The sequence below is a fragment of the Solirubrobacter pauli genome, assembly GCF_003633755.1.
Lineage (GTDB): Bacteria > Actinomycetota > Thermoleophilia > Solirubrobacterales > Solirubrobacteraceae > Solirubrobacter > Solirubrobacter pauli.
Window position 1 is genome coordinate 3,126,651 of sequence record NZ_RBIL01000001.1, and the last position, 20,832, is coordinate 3,147,482.

Genomic DNA, 20,832 nt, shown 5'->3' on the forward strand with positions numbered 1-20,832 from the left:
GGATAGCCTCGTGACCATGAGCCAGTTCCGTGTCGGTGTCCAGGTCCAGCCGCAGCACGCCAGCTTCGACGCCATGCGTCGGGCGTGGCAGGAGGCCGACGCGCTCGGCGTCGACTCGATCTTCACGTGGGACCACTTCTTCCCGCTCTACGGCGACGCGGACGGCGCGCACTTCGAGGGCATCACGACGCTGACGGCCTTGGCCGCGTCCACCGAGCACGCGCAGGTCGGCGCGCTCGTGATCTGCAACTCGTACCGCAACCCCGAGCTGCTGGCCGACGCGCACCGGACGATCGACCACGTGTCGGGCGGGCGCGCGATCCTCGGCATCGGCGCCGGCTGGTTCCAGCGCGACTACGACGAGTACGGCTACGAGTTCGGCGAGGCCAAGGACCGCCTGCGGGACCTGCGCCAGGCGATGCCGCGGATCAAGGACCGGATCGGCAAGCTCAACCCCCAGCCGCTGGGCACGCTCCCGATCCTGATCGGCGGCAGCGGCCCGAAGGTCACGCTCAAGCTCGTCGCTCAGTACGCGGACATGTGGCACTCGTTCGGTGACGCCGAGGACTACAAGCGCAAGAACGGCATCCTCCTCGAGCACTGCGAGGCCGAGGGCCGCGACCCGGGCGAGATCGAGCGCACGTGGGGCGTGAACGACCTCGAGCACGCCGACGCGCTCGCCGCGGAGGGCGTCCAGCACTTCATCATCGGCATCGGCGGGGACGGCGAGGGCTACGACCTGAGCCCGCTGCGCGAGCTGGTCAAGTGGCGCGACGCCCACAACGGCTGACCCCCGCCGGGGACTTCGACTACGAGGCCGCGGGCGACGGCTACGCCCGCCTGCGGCGGACCGACCCGCGGCTCGCGGCGGTGGTCCACGGCGCGCTCGGCGACGCGCGCACGGTGCTCAACGTCGGCGCCGGCTCGGGCTCCTACGAGCCGGAGGACCGGTACGTGGTGGCGGTCGAGCCGTCGGCGGCGATGCGCGCGCAGCGGCCGCCGGACCGGCCGGCGGTGGACGCGGTGGCCGAGGCGCTCCCGTTCGACACCGGCACCTTCGACGCGGCGATGGCGATGATCACCGTGCATCAGTGGCCGGACCTGGAACGGGGGCTGGGGGAGCTGCGGCGCGTCGCGCGCGGCCCCGTCGTGGTGCTGACGTTCGACCCGGACGCGCTGCTCGGCTTCTGGCTCGCGGACTACGTGCCGGAGCTGCTGGAAGCCGAACGCCCGCGGATGCCGGCCATCGCTCGCATCGCGGCGGCGCTGGGCGGCGAGGCGGAAGTGGCCGCGCCGCCGATCCCGCGCGACTGCGTGGACGGCTTCATCGAGGCGTACTACGCGCGCCCCGAGGCGTTCCTGGACGCCGACGTGCGCGCGGCCCAGTCGGCGTGGGCGCACACGGGCGCGGACGTGACGTCCGGCCTGGCGAGGCTCCGCGAGGACCTGGAGGACGGGGGGTGGGACGAGCGCTACGGCGACCTCCGCAAGCGACCCGAGTACGTCGGGTCCTTGCGGTTGGTCACCAGCAGTTGAGGAGCGTGGCCGCGGCGGGACGCGGCACCTCGCGCACGACCGGGACGGCGAACGCGTGGGAGGTGGGGCGGCGCGGCGTGCTCACGACGAGGGTCATGGCGATCACCGGCCGGCGCGACGGCGCTTGAGGTCGTCCTGCTGCGCCTGGGCGAGGTTCAGATTGATCAGCGAGGGGTTCATGACGTTGACCATCTTCGCTTCATGAGGCCGTTGCTCCCAGGCGGGTGACCAGCGTCTGGAGGTGCGGTTCCCGCCTGCCAGGAGGGGGTCAGCCGCACCCCTGCAAAAGGGCTTGCAGGAAGCAGGACTTGCGCGGGCTAGTGTCGTGCGCCGGTCATGCACCACCTTCGTCGTCTCCTGCCGCTCGCGGCGCTCGCCGCCGTGCTCGGATCGAGCGCACCCGCCCACGCCCAGGAGTCGCTCAGCGACCGTGCCGCGCGGCTGCGAGCCGCCGTCGCCACCGAGGAGGCGAAGATCGCGGACACGCGGGAAGGCCTCGCCGACGCCAACGCGCGCCTCTCCAAGCTCAACGCGAAGCTCAGCCGGCGGCGCGAGCAGCTCGACGACACGCAGGACGAGCTCGTGCGCACCCGGGTGCGGCTCACGCGGCTCGAGCGCAAGCAGACCACGGCCGAGAAGCAGCTCGCCGAGAACCTGCGCCAGAGCTACATGGACGGTGAGCCGACGTTCGTCGGCGTCGTGCTCAACGCCGACGGGTTCGCCGACCTGGTGTCGCGCTTCGAGTACGTGCGCCGGATCGCCCGCCGCAACGCGTCGGTGCTCGGCGACACGCGTGACGCGCGCGAGAAGGTCCAGGGCATGACGGTCGAGCTCAAGAAGCTGCGCACCACCTACGCCGAGCTGGCCAAGACCGCCGAGAACGACCGCGACCAGGCCGACGCCATCCGCACGGCGCTGCTCAACCGGGAGGCCGCGCAGCTGCGCCGCCGCAATGGCAGCGCCGCGCAGCTCGCGTCCGTGAACGGCCGGATCGCCGCCATCCAGCGGCGCCAGCGCGCGGCCGCGCGACGGGCCCGGGCGGCGCTCACCGCCACGCGCCAGGCGCCGTCGAGCGGGGGTGGCGGTGGCGGCGGAAGCACGTCCAGCCCGAAGGTCGGCGGCGACGTCGTCGGCCGGATCGTCGCGGCCGCCAACGAGATCGCCACGACGCCCTACGTCTGGGGCGGCGGCCACGGCGGGTCCTCGGGCGGCTACGACTGCTCGGGCTCGATCTCCTACGCGCTCGCCGCGGCGGGCCTGCTCAACGGCTCGCTCGACTCGACCGGCTTCATGAGCTGGGGCGAGCCCGGCCCGGGCAAGCGCGTGACGATCTACGCCAACGCCGGCCACGCCTACATGGTCGTGGACGGCCGGCGCTACGACACGAGCGCCCTCTCGGGCGGCGGCACGCGCTGGACGTCGGAGATGCGCAGCTCCGCGGGCTTCGTCGCCCGTCATCCTCCTGGGTTGTGATCCGCGAGAGCTGGGGCATCCACGCGCGGGCGCTCGACCGGCTCGCGCTGGCGCGTCGTGACACCGAGAACGTCGCCGAGCTCGTCGCCGCGAGCGGGATCTCCCGCCGCGGTGTGCAGGAGGCGCTGCGCGAGCCCAACTACGACCCGCCGGAGGACGCCCGGCGTCCGCTCGACGCTGCGACCGTCCGCGCGTGGCAGGCGCAGCTGCCGGCGCCCGACCGCAACCTCGACCACGTCGCCGCCACGGCCGAGACCGCGATCAAGCGTGCGCGGTTCCTGCACGAGACGTACTGGCTCGACGGCGCGCACCTGATCTGCGTCGGCGACCGTGACCTCACCTCGCTGGCGGTCGCGACTTTCTCGCCCGGCGTGCGCGTGACCGTCGTCGACGTCGACGAGCGCGTCCTGGCCGTGATCCGGAGGATCGCCAAGGCCGACGGCCTGAACGTGCAGACGGCGTATGCCGACCTGCGCCAGGGCCCGCCGGCGACGCTGCGCGAGGCGGGCGACCTCGCCTTCACCGACCCGCCGTACACGCCGGAAGGCGTCGGCCTGTTCGCGGCACGCGGCCTGCAGATGCTGCGCCAGGACGATCATGCGCGCGTGCTGATCGCGTACGGGCACGGCGAGGCGCAGTCCGCGCTCGGGTACGGCGTCCAGGAGTCGATCCACGCGCTCCGGCTCGAGATCGAGGCGCTCTACCCGCAGTTCAACCGCTACGCGGGCGCCGAGGCGATCGGCAGCGCCAGCTCGCTGTACGTCACGCGACCGACCCGGCGCACATGGGCGGCCGCGGACAAGCAGGGGCGCGCCTCGGCCCGCATCTACAGCGGCGGGGCGGCGTCGCTGGAGTCGAGCGCGCCGTCGCTGCCCGACCTCGGCGGCGCGCGCCGCGAGACGCTGGAGCTGGACGTGAGCGCGCAGCCCGCGCTCGCGCTGCGCGTGCTGCTCGCGGCCCCGGCCCGCACGCTCGTCCTGCGCGGTGCCGGCGACCTTCCGGACCTCTCGGCGCTGTACACGCGGGATGGCGACACGTTCACGCTGCGCGACGGCACGCTCCTGCGCGCGATCGCCGACCGCTCGAAGTCCAAGCTCGGCAACGCGTGGCGCGAGGCCATCATCGCGGCCACGCCGATGACCAAGAACGAGGCCCGCGCGCTGATCGCCGGGCACGCGGCGACGAGCGACCTGCTCGACCGCCGGCTCATCGAACTCCCACGCGATGGGCTCGAGGACTTGTTGGCCGCCCTCGCGGAGTGAAAGACTCCCGCGCATGGGTCTCGAGGTCTTCGACGAGCAGTCGGTCCTCCTTCGCGTGGCGACGCTCGTCGCGCGGGAGACACGCCTCGACCACGTCTTCGAGCAGGTGTCGGTCGAGGCCGCCAACCTGCTGGGGATCGACGCCACGGGCGTGATGCACTACCTCGACGACGGCCGCGCGGTCGTGGTCGGGGTCTACCGGGTCGGTGGCGCACGGATGCTGCCGGTCAACGCCGAGCTGGACTTCGACCGCGCCGAGAGCGCGCTCGGCCGCGCGAGCACGACCAAGGCGCCCGCGCGCGTGTCCTCCTACGACCGCTCGCGCGGCGAGCTGCCGGCCGTGATGCGGTCGATGGGGATGAACGTCTCGATCGCCACGCCGATCCTGATCGACGGTGAGCCGTGGGGCGCGATCGTCGGCACCGCGCCGGACGAGGAGGCGCTCCCGCCCGGGCACGAGCAGCGCCTGGTCGGCCTCGCGGAGCTGATCGCGCAGGCGATCGTCAATGACGCGCAGCGCGCCGAGCTGGCCGCCTCACGCACCCGGCTGCTGGAGGCGGGCGACGAGACGCGGCGCCGGCTCGAGCGGCTCCTGCACGAGGGCGCGCAGCAGCACGTCGTGGCGTTGGCGCTCAAGCTGCGCGTGGGGATCGGCCGCACCGACCCCGCGAGCGCGGAGGCCGAGGTGCTGCGCGACGCGCTCGCGGACGCGATGGAGGCGAGCGCGGAGCTGTCCGAGCTCGCGCGCGGGCTGCATCCGGCCGTGCTGTCCGAGCGGGGGCTCGCCGCGGCGCTGCAGGCGGTCGCCGCGCGGTCCGAGCTGCCGGTCAACCTGCGCGCGCTGCCCGGCAAGCGCCACTCGGCCGTGATCGAGACGACCGCGTACCTGATGGCCGCCGAGGCGCTCGCGAACGCGGCGGTGCACGCGCGGGCGAACGAGTGCTGGCTGCACGCGGACGACCGCGGCGAGGTGCTCGTGGTCGAGGTGCGCGACGACGGCATCGGCGGCGCCGCGGTGCGGCCCGGCGGCGGCCTCGAGAGCATCGCGGACCGGGCGGCCGCGCTCGGCGGGACGTTCCTCGTCGAGAGCCGCGCCGGCGGCACCGCCGTGCGGATCGAGATCCCCATCGCGGGCTAGTGTCGCGAGTCGGACGTTGGCGTGCTGATAGCGGGCCCGATCGTCGTGGCTGGGGGTCGCCGGTGATCCGGCGCATACCGGGTGTACGTGCGGGATCGCCGGCGGCCGCCAGGCGCGGCGAGACGTCCGCTAGCTGCCCGCGAACTTCTGAGTCGGGGCACTAGCCTCGTCGGATGGAGATCGAACGCAAGTGGGTGCTGGACTCGCCCCCGGCCGGGTTGGAGCAGCACCGCTCGCAGCGCTTCGAGCAGGGCTACCTGGCGGTCGACCCGGCCGGCGCCGAGGTGCGCGTGCGGCGCAAGGACGGCGCGACGGCCGTGATGACGGTCAAGGTCGGTGCCGGCCTGGTGCGCGGCGAGGAGGAGTGGGAGATCGCGAACTTCGACGCGCTGTGGCCGCTCACCGAGGGCCGCCGGGTGCTCAAGACGCGCTACTTCGTCCCGCTCGGCGACCTGACCGTGGAGCTCGACGTCTACGCCGGTGACCTCGACGGCCTGGTGACCGCCGAGGTCGAGTTCCCGGACGAGGCGTCGGCGCGCGCGTTCGTGGCGCCGGCGTGGCTCGGCCGCGACGTGACCGAGGACAAGCGCTACGGCAACCGCGTGCTCGCCGTGGAGGGCATCCCGAGCTAGCGCACCTGCTCGGTCGGCCGGACCAGCAGCTCGTTGATCCCCATGTGCCGTGGGCGCGTGACCATGTAGGCGATCGCGTCCGCGATGTCCTCGCTCTGGAGGATCGGGTAGTCGCTGCCCGCGGTGCTGAGCGCGTCGCGGACCTCGGGGCGCAGGTGGTGCGTGAGCTCGGTGGCGACCGCGCCCGGCTCCATCAGGCCGACGCGCACGTGGCGCTCGGTCACCTCCTGGCGCAGCGCCTCGCTGAACACGCCGACCGCGTGCTTGGTCGACTGGTAGATGCCGCCGCCCACGCCGACGCGGCGGCCGGCGACGGAGCTGACGTTGATCAGGTCGGCGACCCGGCGCGGCTCCTGCTCGGCCGCCCGGATCAGGTGCGGCAGCGCCGCGTGGGCGACGTACATCAACCCCTTCACGTTGAGGTCGATCATCCGGTCCCACTCCTCGACCGGCGCGTCGACGATCGGGCCGAGGAGCATCACGCCCGCGTTGTTGATGACGATGTCCAGGCGGCCGAGCTCGGCGGCGGTCGTCTCCACGGCGGCGGTCGCCTGGTCGCGCTGGGTGACGTCGGCCTCGATCGCGAGGCCGCCGATGTCGCCCGCGAGCGCGTCGAGCCGGTCCTTGCGCCGCGCGGCGACCGCCACCCGCGCGCCGCGCTCGGCCAGCGCGCGGGCGGTCGCCTCACCGATGCCGCTGCTCGCGCCCGTGACGAGCGCGACGGTGCCTTCAAGAGTCATGCGTGCAGCGTTACACCTTCAGCTTCGCGGTCACGCGCTTGCCGGCGAACGTGGCCTTGACCGTGACGCGCTTGCCCTTGCGGACCTTGAAGGTGACGGACACCTTGCCGGACCGGCCGACCGTGGCGGTCTTCGTCTTCGCGCCGAGCTTGAACGTGGCCTTGCCGGCGGCGCCGGTCGTCAGCGTCGCGCGCAGGCCGCCCTTGCTCCGGGCGAGCTTGAGCTTGAGCGCCGGCGTCTTCGTGGCCGGGGCCTTGGTGTCCGGCGCGGGCTGACCCGTCTGCGCGGCGGTCGGGGCCGGCACGTCCGCCGGGCCCCAGTCGGGGCTCTTGGCGCCCGGGAGCACCAGCGTCCCTGGGCCGCCTTCGGCGCAGTTCTCCGGGATCGAGGTGACGTGGACGCCCTCGGCGGTGCCGTACGCGAACGCGCGGCCGCTCGGCGCCATGCTCGTGCTCAGGAACTTGGCGCCGACGAGGCCCCAGCACGGCTCCGCCGTCGGCACGTTCACATGGTTGGTGAACGGCGTGTGGTCCCAGTCGGGCGCGCCGAACGGGTTCATCGTCGTGCGGTAGACGCGCAGCTTCTCGTCGCTGAAGCCGGCGATGCCGATCGCGTACTGCAGGTCGCGGCCCATGTCCATGGCGATCACGCCGAGGCCCTGGTTGTTGTCGTAGAACCAGTGGTCGACCGCCGGGTTGGGCCCGCCGAGCTTGGTGAGCACCGCGTCGTCGTTGAGGATGCCGGCGGGGTCCGAGCGCAGCAGCGTCTCGTTGTCGAGCCAGACCGGCCACATCCAGCCCGTGAGCAGGCCGTACGTCTCGAACGGCGTGAAGCCGTCGCTGTTGGACACGAGCGTGCCGTGGGAGAGCTTGTAGGCGACGCACGGCGGCACCGTCAGCTCGTTGCAGCCGGGTGCGGTGTCGTAGGAGTCGTTGAAGTACTCGTAGGCGACCTTCGTGCCGTCGGGTGAGATCTGCGGGTTGAACGGGCCGTGGAACTTGTTGACCGGGCCGGGCTGCGGCGCCCCGTCGCTGATCGGCGTCAGGAAGTCCGCCAGCACCTTGCCGTCGCGGCCGAGCTTGTGCAGGCGCTCGCCCGGCGCGAGCGCGATCATCGTGCCGTCGTCGGCCTGCGACACCGACGAGTAGATGCCGGTCGACGTGACCTGGACCGTGCGGGCGCCGTCGGGCGTGGCGAGGAAGACGTTGCCGCCCTGGATGTAGGCGATCGAGTCGGCGAACGCGGGCGCGGAGACGAAGAGGGACAGCCCCGCGACAGCGGCGGTGAGAAGGGAGAAGCGCAACATTTGGCCGCCAGGCTGACCTCCGTGGCTTGCCGCGGCCTTGCCGGCGCCTTGCCGGAAACAGAAAGAGGGACAGTCCCTCTCTAAGAAAGCGCACCCCCGCGCCGGCGAGTCTCCGCCGGCGCGAATCGGGTGCGTTCCTTACGAGCTGCTGGGCGCGGATGGGGTTCCGCTGGGCGCCGCTACGCCGTTATCGGGCGCACTGGTCTGCGGCATGAGCTCCTCCAGTTCCGCGTGGACCTTCGACTCATCCGGGTCCGGTTCCTGCATCATCGAGCGGCCGTCGTCGAACACGACGAGCCCGCCGTGCACGAGCCACGACGGGTCGGCGCTGAGCAGCGCGGCCTTCGCGCGCCACTCGGCCTCGACGGCCGTCGGCGCCAGCGCGGTCGCCTGCACGACGCCCGTGAACGCCGGCCGGCCGGTCGCCGGGTCGAGCAGGTGGTGCGCGGGGCGGCCGGCCGCGTCGAGCCAGGACCGCTTGCCGATCCCGCTGGTGGCGACCGCGCCGTCGTGGACCTCGAACACGTGCAGGCCAGGCCCGCCGAACGGGTCGGTCACCTCGAGCGTGCGCCGGCGGCCGCGGAACCGCAGGTCGCCCCCGCAGTCGACCGCGAACGGCCCGTCGGCCTCCTCGGCGAGCAGGTCGGCGAAGAGCCCCTTCGCCAGCCCGCCGGAGTCGAAGGCGAGCTCGGGCGGGCGGCGCACGAAGCACGCGTTCTCGGCGCGCAGCACCGCGAACGCGGTTCTCTCCGGCCGCGGGCGGGCCGGCGCGCGGAGCGGGGCGAGCGCGAGCGCCACGTCCAGCGGGACGGGCGCGCCGAGGTCGGTGCGGTAGCCGGCCGCCTCGATCGCGTGCAGCAGCGTGCCGTCGACGAGCCCGCCGGTCGCGGTCGCCGCCACGTGGATCGCGGTCAGCAGCCGGGCCATGTCCGCGCTGATCGGGACGAGCTCGCGCGGGTCGCGGTTCAGGCGCGAGAGCTCGGAGCCGGGCTCGAAGCGCGAGAAGCGCCGATGCCAGGCCTCCAGCCGCCGGCGCGCGCCGGGCTCGTCGCCGCCCCACACGCCGCAGCGCGAGCCGAAGCAGTCGAACCTCATGTCGCGGGAACGAGTCGGCGGGTCAGCAGCGCGGCGGCGGGCAGGACGACCATCCCCGCGGCGACCAGGAACCAGGCGGCGCCCGCGTCCGTGCCCGCCCCGACGGCGTGCACGAGCCCGAGCGCCCAGGCCAGCGCGGTCCAGCGGTGCAGCTTGCGCCAGCGGGCGACGCCGATCTTCGTCCGGAAGTAGTACGAGACGCCCAGAAGCGCCAGCAACCACCCGCCGACGATGCCCAGACCCGTCCAGAACGGCCGGTAGTCGATCAGGAACGGGATCGAGATGTCCGCCAGCGAGGGATCGAGGTAGCGGTCTCCGAGCAGCGCGAGCGCGTGCACGGCGAGCGCCACCAGCGTGCCGAGCGACAGCGCCTCGTGCAGCACCCGCAGGTCCTTGCGCGTGCTCATGCGGCCGCCCATGAGCAGGCCCAGCGCGACGGCGGCGCTGGCCGCCAGCAGCGCGGAGATGCCGGCGGCACGGCTCGTGATCCAGAAGACGTGCTCGCCCATCACGACTGCCCCGTCGACAGCGACGAGCCGTCGTCCGCGCCGGTGCCGGTGTCCGGCACCGAGCTCGTGCCCTGGTCCGACCACGTGTCCTCGGGCGTCGCCTGCGACGCCGAGGTGGTGGTCCGGGTGGTCGAGGCCGTCGTCTCGGCGCCCATCGAGCCGTCCCACGCCACCGCGCCCCAGGCGAGCACGAACGAGGCGAGGACGGCGGCGATCACGCGCTGATGGGCCGCCCGGACGCGGCGCGCGCGGGCGGCGAGGAGCTCCTGGGCACGAGTGGTCATGCCCCCAGGGTCGGGCTCGCGACCGAGAGCCGGCTGCGAGGACCCTGAGAAGATGCTGGGTAATGGCGGTTCTGTTTGACCTCGACGGCGTGCTGATCGACTCGCGCGCGCCGTTCCTCACCAGCCTCAACCACGGCTTCGACACGCTCGGGCTCGCCCGCCGCGACCCGGAGGAGCTGCTCCCGTACATCGGCCCGCCGTTCAAGGTCGCGTTCCCCGGGCTGCTCGGCGTCGGGCCCGACGACCCGCTCGTCGACGCGCTGATCGACGCCTATCGGGAGCGCTACGCCACCGCGATGCTGGAGGAGACGACCCTCGCGCCGGGCATCGCCGAGGCGGTCGCCGGGCTCGACGGCCCGCTGGCGGTGGCCACGTCCAAGCCGCACCGCTTCGCCGACCCGATCCTCGAGCGCCTCGGCCTGCGCGATCGCTTCGCCTTCGTGTTCGGGCCCGAGCTGGACGCACGCGCCGAGACCAAGGCCGAGACGATCACGCGCGCGCTCGAGCAGCTCCGCACCACCGACGCGATCATGATCGGGGACCGTCGCTTCGACGTCGAAGGCGCGCACGCGAACGGCATCCGCTGCATCGGCGTCACCTGGGGCATCGGCACCCGCGAGGAGCTCGAGACGGCCGGCGCGGACGCGATCATCGACGACCCGCTCGAGCTCGATCCGACGATCCGCGTAATGTCCCGCCCGTGATTGCTGCGTTCAACCTGTACACGGTCTCGCTGTTCCTCCACATCAGCGCCGCCATCGTCGGCCTCGGCGCGACGTTCGCGCTCTCGATCGCCTTCCCGCTCGCGGTCCGGATGGGCGACCCGCGCCACCTGCTGTTCATGCACCGGCTGAACCTCGAGGTGATCACGAAGCTGGCCAGCCCGGCGCTCGCGCTGATCCTCGTCACCGGCATCGTGCAGGTCCTCGACAGCGACTTCATCGGCTTCGGCGACGCGTGGATCAGCACCGCGTTCGTGCTCGTGATCATCATCGGCGGCCTGCAGGGCGCCTACTTCACGAAGACCGACCGCAAGCTCGCCGCGCAGGTCGAGTCCGAGCTGGCGAGCGGTGCGACCGAGCTCTCGCCCGAGTATCAGCTGGAAGCGCGGCGTGAGGGCAGCATGGGCGCGCTCACCGGCCTGCTCGTGCTGGCGACCGTCGCCGTGATGGTGTTCAAGCCAGGCGCGTAACCGGCTGCAGCGCCAGCGCGGCGAGCTCGGCGGCCGGCATCGGGCGGCCGATCAGGAAGCCCTGGCCGTAGTCGCAGCCGCTCTCGGTGAGCAGCGCGTGCGCCTCGTCGGTCTCGATGCCCTCGCCGACGGCGCGCAGGCCGAGGTTGTGCGCGAGGTCGACGATCGTCTGCACGATGGTCGCGGCCTCCGGGTCCTCGTCCATGCCGAGGATGAAGGACTTGTCGATCTTGAGCTCCTGCACGGGCAGCTCACGCAGGTAGGCGAGCGAGGAGGAGCCCGTGCCGAAGTCGTCCAGCGAGAGCTCGATCCCGAGCTCGCCGAGCTTGTTCATGATCTCGATCACGCGCACCGGGTCGGCGGCGACGATCGTCTCGGTGATCTCCAGCAGCAGCATCGACGGGTCGAGCTCCCACTTCTCCAGCAGCGCCTTCACGTCGACCGGCAGGCCGAGGTCGAGCAGGTTCGGCGCACCGAGGTTGACGGCGACCGGGAGGTTCAGGCCGGCGGCCTGCCAGCGCGCGCACTGGCCGAGCGCGTCGTCGAGGACGCGCAGGGTGAGCGGGCGCATCAGGCCGGTCTGCTCCGCGAGCGGCAGGAACGCGCCCGGGCCGAGCAGGCCGAACTGCGGGTGCTCCCAGCGCACGAGCGCCTCGGCGCCGCGGACCGTCCCGCTCTGCAGGTCGAACTTGGGCTGGTAGTGCACGACGATCTGGCCCGACTCGATCGCGTCCGGCAGCTCGCCGATCAGGGCGAGCCGCGCGCGTGAGTGGCCGTCGCGCGACGCGCTGTAGACCTCGTAGCCGACGCCGCGGCTCTTGGCCGAGTACATGGCGATGTCGGCGCGCTGCATGAGCGACTCGACGTCGCGGCCGTGCTCGGGGAACATCGCGATGCCGACGCTGGCGCGCACGAGCATCGTCATGCCCTGGAAGCGGAACGGCTCCTCGATCGCCGCGCCGAGCTTGCCCGCCATCACCTCGGCGGCCTCGACGGTCGTGTCGAGCGGCATCAGCACGGCGAACTCGTCGCCGCCGACGCGGGCCACGAGCGAGGCGCCGGGCGCGCACGCTTCCAGCCGCGGCCCGATCTCGCGCAGCAGCCGGTCGCCGGCCTGGTGGCCGAGCGTGTCGTTGAGCTCCTTGAAGTGGTCGAGGTCGATCAGCAGCAGCGCGAGCTTGGTCTTGGCGGCGCGCGCGGCGGTGGTCGACTCGTCGAGGCGGGCGAACAGCTTGCGGCGGTTCGCGAGGCCGGTGAGCGGGTCGTGCAGCGCGTCGTGCTCGCGCTGGGCGGCGAGCGCGCGCAGCTCGTCCTCGAGCTCGCGGCGGTCGGTGGCGTCGCGCATGTTGAGCACGAAGCCGCCGACGCTGGTGTCGTGCAGGCGGTTGGCCGCGACGACGTCGAAGTGGCGGTGGCCGCCGGCGCCGTGCGCGAGGCGCAGCGTCAGGTTGCGGCGCAGGTCGGGCTTGCCGTCGGCGTCGGCGAAGTAGCCGTCGAGCGCGGGCCGGTCGTCGGGGTGGACGAGGTCGTGCACGCGCGTGCCGACGATCGCGTCGGGCGCATGGCCGAGCACGCCGCGGATCGACTCCGCCTGCCAGCGCACCCGCTGGTCGGCGCCGACGATCGTCACCACGTCGGTGGAGTTCTGGACGATCGAGTTCAACCGGCGCTGGATGGTCTCGGAGGTGCGGAGCGCGACCAGCAGGGCCTGGGCGAGCAGCGGCGCGAGGGCGACGGCGGCGACGCGCGCCATGTCGGCCTCCATCTGCTCCTCGCCGCGGCCGGCGTGCGCGCCGAGCAGGGCCGCCATCCACAGCACGTACCGGGCCACGGCCAGCGGGAAGCCGCCGTAGAGGCTGCGGAAGAGGATGCCCAGCAACGGGAGGAACGGGTCGCCCGGCGCCACGTGCAGGATCAGGAAGACGGCGTAGGCCTCGAACGGCTCGAGCGCGAGCGCGAAGCGACGCCGCTTGTAGCCGAGGATCCAGTAGCCGCCGAGCGCCAGCGACAGGACGACGCCCGCGAGCTTCGCGGGCGCGCTGGCGTCACCCGTCGGGACCGTCAACGCCGCCTGGGCCGCGCCGGCGACCGCGAACGCGAGGAAGAGCAGCCGGAACCGCGCGAACGGGGTCTGGGGCAGCTTGACGGCGGGTCGGATCACCTTGTCCTTGAGTTTCGGACAGATGGCCGAGGTCTTTAGCCGGACGTTCGATTCTTGGCGCCGCGTGGCGGTTTCCGCGTGACCGACATCACATTCAAGGTCTCTCACCGGTCGGCCGATGGATGCGTATCACGATCCGATTTGTGGGGGAACACCGTGCCGACTGCTGAAGAGCGCCTGGCGATCCTGGACGAAGTACTGACCGAGGCGGCCGGCAAGGGCCTGCTGCAGCTTTCACCCGACGACGTGGCGCCGCTGGATGGTCGGACGATCTCCCTGGATGGCCGCTCGGTCGTGAGCTTCGGCTCGTGCAGCTATCTGGGCCTCGAGCTGGACCCGCGGATGAAGCAGGCGACGATCGACGCCGTCCTGCGCTACGGCACCCAGTTCTCCAGCTCGCGCGGGTACCTGTCCTCGCCGCAGTACCTCGAGCTCGAGACGCTGCTGAGCCAGATGTTCGGCGGCCACGTGCTCGTCACGCCGACGACGTCGCTCGGGCATCTGTCGACGCTGCCGGTGCTCGTCGACTCCACGGACGCGGTCCTGCTCGACCATCAGGTCCACGCGTCCGTCCAGATGGCCGCGAACCAGCTGCGCGTGAAGGGCACGGCGGTCGACCTCGTCCGCCACAACCACATGGAGCGGCTCGAGGCGATGATCAACCGCCTCTCGAAGGACCACGACCGGATCTGGTACATGGCCGACGGCGTCTACTCGATGTTCGCCGACCTCGCGCCCTTCGCCGAGCTGCGTGCGTTGCTCGACAAGTACCCGCAGCTGTGGCTCTACGTCGACGACTCGCACGGCGTCGGCTGGGCGGGGCAGCACGGGCGCGGCCCGGCGCTCGACGTCCTCGGCGGCCACCCGCGCGTGATCGCCGCGTGCTCGTTGAACAAGTCCTTCGGCGCCGCCGGTGGCGCGATCGTGTTCCCGGACGCCGAGCTGCGCCGCCGCGTGAAGACGGGCGGCGGCCCGATGATGTTCTCCGGCCCGATCCAGCCGCCGCTGCTCGGCGCCGCGATCGAGTCGGCCAAGATCCACCTGTCGGACGAGCTGCCGGCGCTGCAGGCGGCGCTGCGCGAGCGCGTCGAGCTGTTCACGTCGTTGTGCTCCGAGCACGGCATCCCGCTCGCGACCACTGACACCACGCCGATCCGCTACGTCCCGCTCGGCCTGCCGGTCGTCGCGCACGACGTGATCGGGCAGATCCTCGCGGACGGCTACTACACGAACCTCGGCACGTTCCCGGCGGTGCCGATGAAGCACGCCGGCGTGCGCATCACGCTCACGCTGCACCACACGGTCGAGGACATCCGCGGGCTGGTCGAGTCGCTGGCGCGGCACGTGCCGGCCGCGCTCGAGCGCGCGGGCGAGGCCGCCAAGCGCCGCCACGCGAAGATCGTCGGCGAGCACGGTCCGGCGCTGGCGATCGAGCACCACGTCTCGGCCGACGCGCTCAACGCCGCCGAATGGGACACGCTGCTGGGCGAGCGCGGCACGTTCACCGTCGACGGCCTGCGGTTCCTCGAGCGCGCCTTCGGGCAGCCGGGCGAGCGCCCCGAGGACCAGTGGGCGTTCCACTACTACGTCGTGCGCGACCGCGCGGGCAAGGCCGTGCTGGCCACGTTCTTCACGGCGGCGCTGTGGAAGGACGACATGATGGCCTCCGCCGCCGTGTCCGACCTCGTCGAGGCGCGGCGTGCCGAGGACCCGTACTACCTGACGTCCACGACGTTCGGGATGGGCTCGCTGCTGACCGAGGGCGACCACCTGTACCTGGACCGCAACGCCGACTGGAAGGGCGCGCTGGACCTGCTGATGGCGGCCGTGTCGGAAGACGCGCGCGCGGCCGGGGCCGGCACGATCGTGTTCCGCGACCTGCACGCGGCGGACCTCGAGCTGGCCGAGGCGGTGCGCGAGCGCGGCTACGTGAAGACGTCCCTCCCACAGTCGCTGGTGTACGAGCCGGTCCACGGCGGAGACGCGGAGTGGCTGGCGAAGCTGTCGGTCAAGGCGCGCGTGCACCAGCGCAAGTCCGTGCTGGCGTTCGACGACGCCTACGAGGTCGAGTGGCTGCGCGCGGGCGGCCGCGAGGTGAGCGACGCCGAGCTCGACCACCTGTACGCGCTGTACCTCGCCGTGCAGGCGCGCGGGCGCGACCTGAACTCGTTCCCGCTGCCCAAGGGCTTCCTGCGCGACATGCTCGCCCACCCGTCGTGGGAGCTGATGACGCTGCGGCTGAAGGAGAGCGGGACGGTCGTGGCCTTCGGCGCGCACTTCGTCGGCACGCGCCACTACGCGCCGATGGTCGTCGGGCTCGACTACGACTACACGCGCTCGCACGGCGCCTACCGCCAGGCACTGCGCCAGGCGGTCCTGCGCGCGCGGGAGCTCGGCTCCAAGCGCGTCCTGCTGGGCATGGGCGCGACGTTCGAGAAGACCCGCTTCGGCGCGCATGTGCAGGAGCGCGTGGCCTTCGCGCAGGCGAGCGACCATTACTCGAGCGAGGTGCTCGCGGCGCTGGCCGCCGACTCACACGGCGCCTGAACTTGAACGTCCAGGACGCTTAAGCTCAGCGGTTGTGGTTGACGGCCTCCACGTTGTGGCCGTCGGGATCGAGGACGAAGGCCCCGTAGTAGCCGGGGTGGTACTCGGCGCGCTCTCCGGGCGCGCCGTTGTCCTCGTATCCCGCCTCGATGGCGGCCGCGTGGAACGCGTCGACCTTGGCGTTCGTGTCGGCGCTGAGCGCGATGTGCACGTGTTCGGTGACGGGCTCGCCGGTGACGTAGGAGAACGACGCGCCGTCCGTGATGATCTGGACGTGGTCGGGCTCGTCGACGCCGATCGCGTGCCCGGTGGCGACGTAGAAGCGCCTGATCGCCGCGACGTCGCGCGTGCGCAGCCACAGGTGGTCGATCGCGCCCGTCTCCCGCGTCCGGCCGGTGTAGACCGCCTCGACGCTGTTGCCGTCCGGGTCGCGGAGGAAGCCGCCGTAGTAGTCCTCGCGGTACTGGGGGCGAGGGCCGGGCGCGCCGTCGTCCTGGTAGCCGGCGTCGACGCCGGCGCGGTGGAAGGCGTCCACGAGGTCGTGGGACGGCGCGAAGAACGCGATGTGCAGGTGCTTCGTGACCGGACCGTCCGTGCCGATCGCGAAGTCGCCCCACTCGGTGTACGTCGGGTCGTCGTGCCGCTCGAGGCCGAGCACCGGCAGGACGGTGTCGTAGAAGCGCTGCGACGCGTTCAGGTCGGCGACGCGGATGCCCACATGGTCGATCACACGGTCATTGTGCACCGAGCAGGAAGGTGACCAAACGTTCGAGGTCCGGCGGGCTGATCCGGGTCGCGAAGTCGTCGGGCATCGGGCCGTCGCGGGGCGGCGCGACGATCGCGCGCTGCACGTCCTTCCGGCTCGCGCCGACCAGCGCCACCTCGAGGTCCGGGCCGATCGGGGCGGTCGAGCCGGCCGGCGCGAACGTGTGGCAGGAGCCGCAGCCCTGCTCGATGAAGACCGCGAGGCCGTCGCGGGTGGGCTTCGTCGCGGTCGTCGCGGTGGAGTCGCCTCCGCCGGCGAAGGCGGCGATCGTCATCGCCGCCCCCGCGCAGACGAGGCCACCGGCGGCGAGGGTGGTGGCTCTCACGCCGCCTGCGGTTCGTGCCGCCGGTGCCGTCGGGCGAGGAGCAGCACCGCGGCCAGCAGGAAGGCGAGGCCACCGAGCGCGAGCAGGGTGACGTTCGGGCCGCCTTCGTCGGTCGCGGTCGCGGGCGCGGAGACGGGCCCGCCGATCCGCACCGCCGGGAAGGTGTGCGGCTGCTGCGTGATGAAGCCGTCGTTGACCTCGTACGTCCACGTCCCGGCCGTCGGGAACACCACGTTCGCGCGGTACACGCCGGGCTTGCCGGTCGGCGCGGCGTCGAACGTCCGCGTCGCGTCGCCGCTGCGGATCGTGACCGTGGGCTGCACGTCCACCAGCGGCGTCCGCCCGTGCTGGAGCACGGTCAGATCGACGGTCCACGGGTCCCTGGGTTGCGTGCCCGCGGGCGTGGAGCTCAACCCGACCGTGGCCCACCCACCGGCCATCGCGGCGGGCGCGAGCACCAGCATCGCCAGCACTGCAAGAGCGATCAGCAGACGGCGCACCGTGCGCCTCCTTTCCTCGAACGCCCTCTATACGCCCGCCGGTCGGCAGAGGTTCCCCCGAACCTAAAGGAACCTAAATGGGTCTGACCCCTTTAGGTTCGGAGCCAGGCCCGAATGTGCCGATTTGGTGCAGGTTTGCGTTAAAGGGGTCTGACCCCTTTAGGTTGGAGCGGGTGCGGACCGTCGTCGCCGTTCTCTTCGCGCTGCCCTGGATCGGGTGGGCGCTGCTGCGCACGCTCGGGGTGGAGGCGCCGTTCCCGCTCGTCGCGGCGATCGCCTTCACGCCCTACGCGGCGCTCACGTCGCCCGCGCCGGTGGTGCTGGCGCTGATCCTGCGGCGCAAGGCCGTCGCGATCGTCTCGGGCGTGGCCGCGGTCGCGCTGGCGTTCGCGATGGTGCCGCGGGCCGTAGCCGGGCCGCAGCCGGAGGCCGGCGGGCCGCGGCTGGTGGTGATGACGTCGAACCTGTGGCTGGGGCGCGCGGACGTGCCGGCGGTGCTGCGGGTCGCGCGCGAGCACGACGTGGACGTGCTGAGCGTGCAGGAGCTGCGGCCGAAGATGCTGCCGAAGTTCGAGACCGACCAGTTCCCGCACCGGATCCTGCTGCCCGACGCGGGCGCGGCGGGTGCCGGGCTGCTGTCGAAGTACCCGCTCGCCTCCTCCGGCGGCGAGCTGCAACCCGAGGCGGTGTTCACGGTCGAGGGCGCGCCGCCCGTGCGGATCAAGGCCGTGCACCCGCGTCCGCCGGTGACCTTCGAGGCGGCACCCGACTGGCGACGCGCACTCGAGGCGCTGCCCAGCTCCGACGGCGTCGGCGACGTCCGCATCCTCGCGGGCGACTTCAACGCGACGCTCGACCATCCCGAGCTCCGCGCCCTGCTGGACCGCGGCTACACCGACGCCGCCGACGCCACGGGCGAGGGCTGGACGCACACCTGGCCGGCCGGGACCAAGTCCGACCGCGCGCTGCCGCTGACCATCGACCACGTGCTCGTCGACGAACGCGTGCGCGTCGAGAAGGTCACGGTCGTCGACATCCCGCGCAGCGACCATCGCGCCGTGATCGCGGAGCTGCGGCTTCCCGACCGTTAGTCGGTTCGCTTCCGACCGGATGTCGGTGGTCCGCAACCGCTTTCGCCAGCAGAATCTCCCTCAGGAGAAAGGGTGCTGCACACGCACTCCGAGTCCCGGCCTCTCCTCCCAGGGACTCGGATTCGGTGGCGGAACCTCCCGGCCAGGCCTGGACAACCTGGCCGGGAACTCCGCATCACAGACACCGAGAGGTGGACAGCAGGCAGAGTCACGGGGCCCCATCGGGGCCCCGTTTCTCGTTAAAGGGAGGCGCCTCTACGCGGCGAGCGCGAGCTGCGGGCGCGGCGGAGAGAACTCCGCCTGCAGTGTGTGCAGCAGGCCGCGCAGGCCGGCCGGCTCGGAGGCGATCGCGCGCTGGCGCGCGGCGCCGGGGTCGCCCGCCAGATGGGCCAGCAGCTGCAGCTCGCGCTCGCAGCCCAGCTCCCGCGCGTGCGGCCAGCAGGCGTCGACCAGGGTGGCGAGGCGGCCCGAAGCGGGCACGCGGCGATCGCGGTGCGGGTCCAGCAGCTGCGCGTCGATGCCGTCGCGGGCGGCCAGGAACCGGTTCTCGTCGAGCACCTCGGGCGCGTGCGCGAGCTCCGGCTCGGCGCACGTGCCGAGCGCCTCGCAGCGCACGAGGCACTGGACGAGCGCGACCAGCGCGGCCGTGTCGCGGATCCGCGTCTGCGCGTCCATCACCCGCACCTCGAGTGTGCCGAGCTTGGGCTGCAGGCGCACGTCCCACCAGATGAACGTCGGCTCGGGGATCGCGCCGCAGCGGATCAGCAGGTCGATCGACTCGACGTACTCCGCGTAGCCGTCGAACTCACGCGGGATCCCGGTGCGCGGGAACGCCTGGAAGACGGGCGTGCGGGCGCTCGCGAGCCCGCTGTCGCGCCCGCGCGTGAACGGCGAGTTGGCCGACAGCGCCAGCAGCACCGGGATGTGCGCGCGCATGCCGTTCAACGCGCGCGTCGCCAGCTCGGCGTCGGGCACCGCGACGTGCACGTGCAGCGCGAACGTCGGCTCGCGCCGGGCCAGCTCCCGCAGCGACTGGTGCAGGAACTGGTAGCGCGCGCCCGGAGAGACCTCGACCTCCTCGGCCGTGACCAGCGGGTGCGTGCCCGCGACCGCGGCGCGCAGGCCGAGCGACCGGACCGTCGCCGCGAGGCCGGCGCGCATCGTGCGCAGCTCGGCGGTGGCGTCGGCGACCGTCGCGTGCGGGTTCGTGGCCAGCTCGAGCGCGAGCCCGTGCGTCTCGCCGCGGGCGTGCTCGGACAGCTCGTCCGGCATCACGCGCAGAACGTCCTCCGAGCGCCACGCGGGCGACCCGTCGACCTCGAGCAGCATGACCTCTTCCTCGACGCCGACCGTCCAGGGTGCCGCCGTCGTCTTCCAGTTCGCCCACGCTGCCGAAGCCATGTAGGCAGCGTGTCGCGGCGGTGGCCTGACGTGTTCCACCCTGCGGTCCAGACTTCGCGGGTGAACGTTGTACGAGCGGTCGTGGTCGAGGTCCCGAACCGCCCGTACATTCGAAGCCATGAAGCGTGGACGTCCACCGCAGATCGTGGCTTATGGAGGAGGCGGCTTCTCCATGGAGCCGAACAATCCACTCCTCGACGAGTACGTTCTCGGGCTCTGTCGACGTAAGAAGCCGAAGGTCTGCTTCTTTCCTTCCGCCAGTGGCGATGCAGACCACTACGTCGTGCGCTTCTACAGGCACTTCTCGAGCGAGATCTGCGACCCGTCGCACATCTCCCTGTTCCGCCGCGACTGCGGGCCGGGCTCCGTGCGCGAGCACCTGCTCAAGCAGGACATGATCTACGTCGGCGGCGGATCGATCCTGTCGCTGCTCGGCGTCTGGCGGGCCCACGGCATCGACGAGGACCTCCGCGCCGCGTGGCAGGCGGGTGTCATCCTTGTCGGCGTGTCCGCCGGCTCGCTCTGTTGGTTCAACTCAGGCCTCACGGCCTACCACCACGACGCGAAGCCCTACGAAGGCCTCGGCTTCCTCTCGCACTCGAACGCGGTGCACTACGACGAGGAGTCGGACCGGCGCCCGGCCTACCACCAGGCGCTGAAGGACGGCATGCCCGGCGGATATGCGGCTTCGGACGGGGCCGCCCTGCACTTCATCGGTGACGACCTGCACCGCGTGGTCCTCTCGCGCCCGAAGGCTCGCGCCTATCGGGTCGAGGTCGCGGGCGAGGACGTCGTCGAGCATCCGCTGGAGGCGACCTACCTCGGTGAGCGACCCAAGCTCGAGCTCGCAGCCGCTTAGGCCACCCACGATCCT

Annotated in this window: 21 protein-coding genes and 1 pseudogene; 11 read left to right on the forward strand and 11 right to left on the reverse strand. The window is 72.4% G+C overall.

All coding sequences use genetic code 11. The annotated features are described in order from the left end of the window. The first annotated feature begins 16 nt into the window (after positions 1 to 16). From C8N24_RS14730 to C8N24_RS14755, 6 genes are all read left to right on the forward strand, one after another. Positions 17 to 790 carry an LLM class F420-dependent oxidoreductase gene (locus C8N24_RS14730; RefSeq protein ID WP_121250933.1) on the forward strand — a complete coding sequence of 258 codons (774 nt, stop codon included), beginning with the start codon at positions 17 to 19 and terminating at the stop codon, positions 788 to 790. Next, entirely contained in the window at positions 766 to 1,536 is a 771-nt protein-coding gene (locus tag C8N24_RS14735) for a class I SAM-dependent methyltransferase (protein ID WP_211339972.1), read from the forward strand. The genes C8N24_RS14730 and C8N24_RS14735 overlap by 25 nt, the downstream gene beginning before the upstream one ends. 336 nt (positions 1,537 to 1,872) lie before the next feature. Beyond that, positions 1,873 to 3,009, forward strand: a complete 1,137-nt coding sequence (locus tag C8N24_RS14740; protein WP_121250935.1) for a coiled-coil domain-containing protein — start codon at positions 1,873 to 1,875, stop codon at positions 3,007 to 3,009. Next, positions 3,006 to 4,271, forward strand: coding sequence for a bis-aminopropyl spermidine synthase family protein (locus tag C8N24_RS14745; protein WP_121250937.1), 1,266 nt, complete (start codon positions 3,006 to 3,008; stop codon positions 4,269 to 4,271). Before C8N24_RS14740 ends, C8N24_RS14745 begins: the two co-directional genes overlap by 4 nt. A gap of 13 nt (positions 4,272 to 4,284) precedes the next feature. After that, positions 4,285 to 5,409 carry a GAF domain-containing sensor histidine kinase gene (locus C8N24_RS14750; protein WP_170179096.1) on the forward strand — a complete coding sequence of 375 codons (1,125 nt, stop codon included), beginning with the start codon at positions 4,285 to 4,287 and terminating at the stop codon, positions 5,407 to 5,409. Between the two features lie 173 nt (positions 5,410 to 5,582). Further along, on the forward strand, positions 5,583 to 6,041 hold the full coding sequence (locus C8N24_RS14755; RefSeq protein WP_121250941.1) for a CYTH domain-containing protein: 459 nt from the start codon (positions 5,583 to 5,585) through the stop codon (positions 6,039 to 6,041). Here the strand turns inward: C8N24_RS14755 and C8N24_RS14760 are convergent. The 5 genes from C8N24_RS14760 to C8N24_RS33960 all read right to left on the reverse strand — a co-directional run bounded on the left by C8N24_RS14760 (position 6,038) and on the right by C8N24_RS33960 (position 9,975). Continuing rightward, positions 6,038 to 6,781, reverse strand: coding sequence for an SDR family NAD(P)-dependent oxidoreductase (locus C8N24_RS14760; protein WP_121250943.1), 744 nt, complete (start codon positions 6,779 to 6,781; stop codon positions 6,038 to 6,040). The genes C8N24_RS14755 and C8N24_RS14760 overlap by 4 nt on opposite strands. A gap of 10 nt (positions 6,782 to 6,791) precedes the next feature. Further along, complete coding sequence (locus C8N24_RS14765; protein WP_121250945.1) at positions 6,792 to 8,087, reverse strand: hypothetical protein; 1,296 nt, start codon at positions 8,085 to 8,087, stop codon at positions 6,792 to 6,794. Between the two features lie 138 nt (positions 8,088 to 8,225). Continuing rightward, positions 8,226 to 9,182, reverse strand: coding sequence for an FAD:protein FMN transferase (locus C8N24_RS14770; RefSeq protein WP_121250947.1), 957 nt, complete (start codon positions 9,180 to 9,182; stop codon positions 8,226 to 8,228). Further along, the gene (locus tag C8N24_RS14775) at positions 9,179 to 9,691 is read right to left on the reverse strand and encodes a ferric reductase-like transmembrane domain-containing protein (protein ID WP_170179097.1); all 513 of its coding nucleotides are present in this window, start codon (positions 9,689 to 9,691) and stop codon (positions 9,179 to 9,181) included. Before C8N24_RS14775 ends, C8N24_RS14770 begins: the two co-directional genes overlap by 4 nt. Beyond that, a complete protein-coding gene (locus tag C8N24_RS33960) occupies positions 9,691 to 9,975 on the reverse strand; it encodes a hypothetical protein (protein WP_170179098.1) in 285 nt (94 codons plus the stop codon). The genes C8N24_RS14775 and C8N24_RS33960 overlap by 1 nt, the downstream gene beginning before the upstream one ends. A 62-nt stretch (positions 9,976 to 10,037) precedes the next feature. On the opposite strand from C8N24_RS33960, the gene C8N24_RS33965 reads away from it, so the two are divergent. Together C8N24_RS33965 and C8N24_RS14785 are read left to right on the forward strand one after the other, a co-directional pair. Next, complete coding sequence (locus C8N24_RS33965) at positions 10,038 to 10,679, forward strand: HAD family hydrolase (RefSeq protein WP_170179099.1); 642 nt, start codon at positions 10,038 to 10,040, stop codon at positions 10,677 to 10,679. After that, positions 10,676 to 11,167, forward strand: coding sequence for a DUF2269 family protein (locus C8N24_RS14785; protein WP_170179100.1), 492 nt, complete (start codon positions 10,676 to 10,678; stop codon positions 11,165 to 11,167). Before C8N24_RS33965 ends, C8N24_RS14785 begins: the two co-directional genes overlap by 4 nt. Here the strand turns inward: C8N24_RS14785 and C8N24_RS14790 are convergent. Then, on the reverse strand, positions 11,151 to 13,328 hold the full coding sequence (locus C8N24_RS14790) for a putative bifunctional diguanylate cyclase/phosphodiesterase (protein WP_121250955.1): 2,178 nt from the start codon (positions 13,326 to 13,328) through the stop codon (positions 11,151 to 11,153). The two genes, C8N24_RS14785 and C8N24_RS14790, sit on opposite strands and share 17 nt — an antisense overlap. A 156-nt stretch (positions 13,329 to 13,484) precedes the next feature. Here C8N24_RS14790 and C8N24_RS14795 point away from each other — a divergent pair, with 156 nt between their 5' ends. After that, positions 13,485 to 15,875, forward strand: a complete 2,391-nt coding sequence (locus tag C8N24_RS14795; RefSeq protein WP_170179101.1) for a bifunctional aminotransferase class I/II-fold pyridoxal phosphate-dependent enzyme/GNAT family N-acetyltransferase — start codon at positions 13,485 to 13,487, stop codon at positions 15,873 to 15,875. Between the two features lie 25 nt (positions 15,876 to 15,900). On the opposite strand, the gene C8N24_RS35560 is transcribed toward C8N24_RS14795, so the two are convergent. The 4 genes and pseudogenes from C8N24_RS35560 to C8N24_RS14815 all read right to left on the reverse strand — a co-directional run bounded on the left by C8N24_RS35560 (position 15,901) and on the right by C8N24_RS14815 (position 17,466). Continuing rightward, positions 15,901 to 16,245: a VOC family protein gene (locus tag C8N24_RS35560; protein ID WP_121253223.1), complete on the reverse strand. Its 345-nt coding sequence runs from the start codon at positions 16,243 to 16,245 to the stop codon at positions 15,901 to 15,903. A gap of 48 nt (positions 16,246 to 16,293) precedes the next feature. Beyond that, positions 16,294 to 16,620: pseudogene (locus tag C8N24_RS35565) on the reverse strand (VOC family protein); the annotation flags it as partial. Next, a complete protein-coding gene (locus C8N24_RS14810) occupies positions 16,610 to 16,966 on the reverse strand; it encodes a hypothetical protein (protein ID WP_121250959.1) in 357 nt (118 codons plus the stop codon). The gene C8N24_RS14810 and the pseudogene C8N24_RS35565, both read right to left, overlap by 11 nt. After that, a complete protein-coding gene (locus C8N24_RS14815) occupies positions 16,963 to 17,466 on the reverse strand; it encodes a FixH family protein (RefSeq protein ID WP_147447809.1) in 504 nt (167 codons plus the stop codon). Before C8N24_RS14815 ends, C8N24_RS14810 begins: the two co-directional genes overlap by 4 nt. Positions 17,467 to 17,639: 173 nt before the next feature. On the opposite strand from C8N24_RS14815, the gene C8N24_RS14820 reads away from it, so the two are divergent. Further along, a complete protein-coding gene (locus C8N24_RS14820; RefSeq protein WP_170179102.1) occupies positions 17,640 to 18,557 on the forward strand; it encodes an endonuclease/exonuclease/phosphatase family protein in 918 nt (305 codons plus the stop codon). Positions 18,558 to 18,812: 255 nt separating this feature from the next. On the opposite strand, the gene C8N24_RS14825 is transcribed toward C8N24_RS14820, so the two are convergent. Beyond that, positions 18,813 to 19,958: a carboxylate-amine ligase gene (locus C8N24_RS14825; protein ID WP_170179103.1), complete on the reverse strand. Its 1,146-nt coding sequence runs from the start codon at positions 19,956 to 19,958 to the stop codon at positions 18,813 to 18,815. 118 nt (positions 19,959 to 20,076) lie between these two features. Between C8N24_RS14825 and C8N24_RS14830 the strand changes: the two genes are divergently transcribed. Further along, complete coding sequence (locus tag C8N24_RS14830) at positions 20,077 to 20,817, forward strand: Type 1 glutamine amidotransferase-like domain-containing protein (protein WP_121250967.1); 741 nt, start codon at positions 20,077 to 20,079, stop codon at positions 20,815 to 20,817. Positions 20,818 to 20,832: the final 15 nt, after the last annotated feature.

Coding starts and splice junctions, on each gene's coding strand:
- C8N24_RS14770 (WP_121250947.1), bottom strand. CDS start 9,182: ATGAGGTTCGACTGCTTCGGCTCGCGCTGCGGCGTGTGGGGCGGCGAC.
- C8N24_RS14775 (WP_170179097.1), bottom strand. CDS start 9,691: ATGGGCGAGCACGTCTTCTGGATCACGAGCCGTGCCGCCGGCATCTCC.
- C8N24_RS14765 (WP_121250945.1), bottom strand. CDS start 8,087: ATGTTGCGCTTCTCCCTTCTCACCGCCGCTGTCGCGGGGCTGTCCCTC.
- C8N24_RS33965 (WP_170179099.1), top strand. CDS start 10,038: ATGGCGGTTCTGTTTGACCTCGACGGCGTGCTGATCGACTCGCGCGCG.
- C8N24_RS14755 (WP_121250941.1), top strand. CDS start 5,583: ATGGAGATCGAACGCAAGTGGGTGCTGGACTCGCCCCCGGCCGGGTTG.
- C8N24_RS14750 (WP_170179096.1), top strand. CDS start 4,285: ATGGGTCTCGAGGTCTTCGACGAGCAGTCGGTCCTCCTTCGCGTGGCG.
- C8N24_RS14760 (WP_121250943.1), bottom strand. CDS start 6,781: ATGACTCTTGAAGGCACCGTCGCGCTCGTCACGGGCGCGAGCAGCGGC.
- C8N24_RS33960 (WP_170179098.1), bottom strand. CDS start 9,975: ATGACCACTCGTGCCCAGGAGCTCCTCGCCGCCCGCGCGCGCCGCGTC.
- C8N24_RS14730 (WP_121250933.1), top strand. CDS start 17: ATGAGCCAGTTCCGTGTCGGTGTCCAGGTCCAGCCGCAGCACGCCAGC.
- C8N24_RS14830 (WP_121250967.1), top strand. CDS start 20,077: ATGAAGCGTGGACGTCCACCGCAGATCGTGGCTTATGGAGGAGGCGGC.
- C8N24_RS14740 (WP_121250935.1), top strand. CDS start 1,873: ATGCACCACCTTCGTCGTCTCCTGCCGCTCGCGGCGCTCGCCGCCGTG.
- C8N24_RS14825 (WP_170179103.1), bottom strand. CDS start 19,958: ATGGCTTCGGCAGCGTGGGCGAACTGGAAGACGACGGCGGCACCCTGG.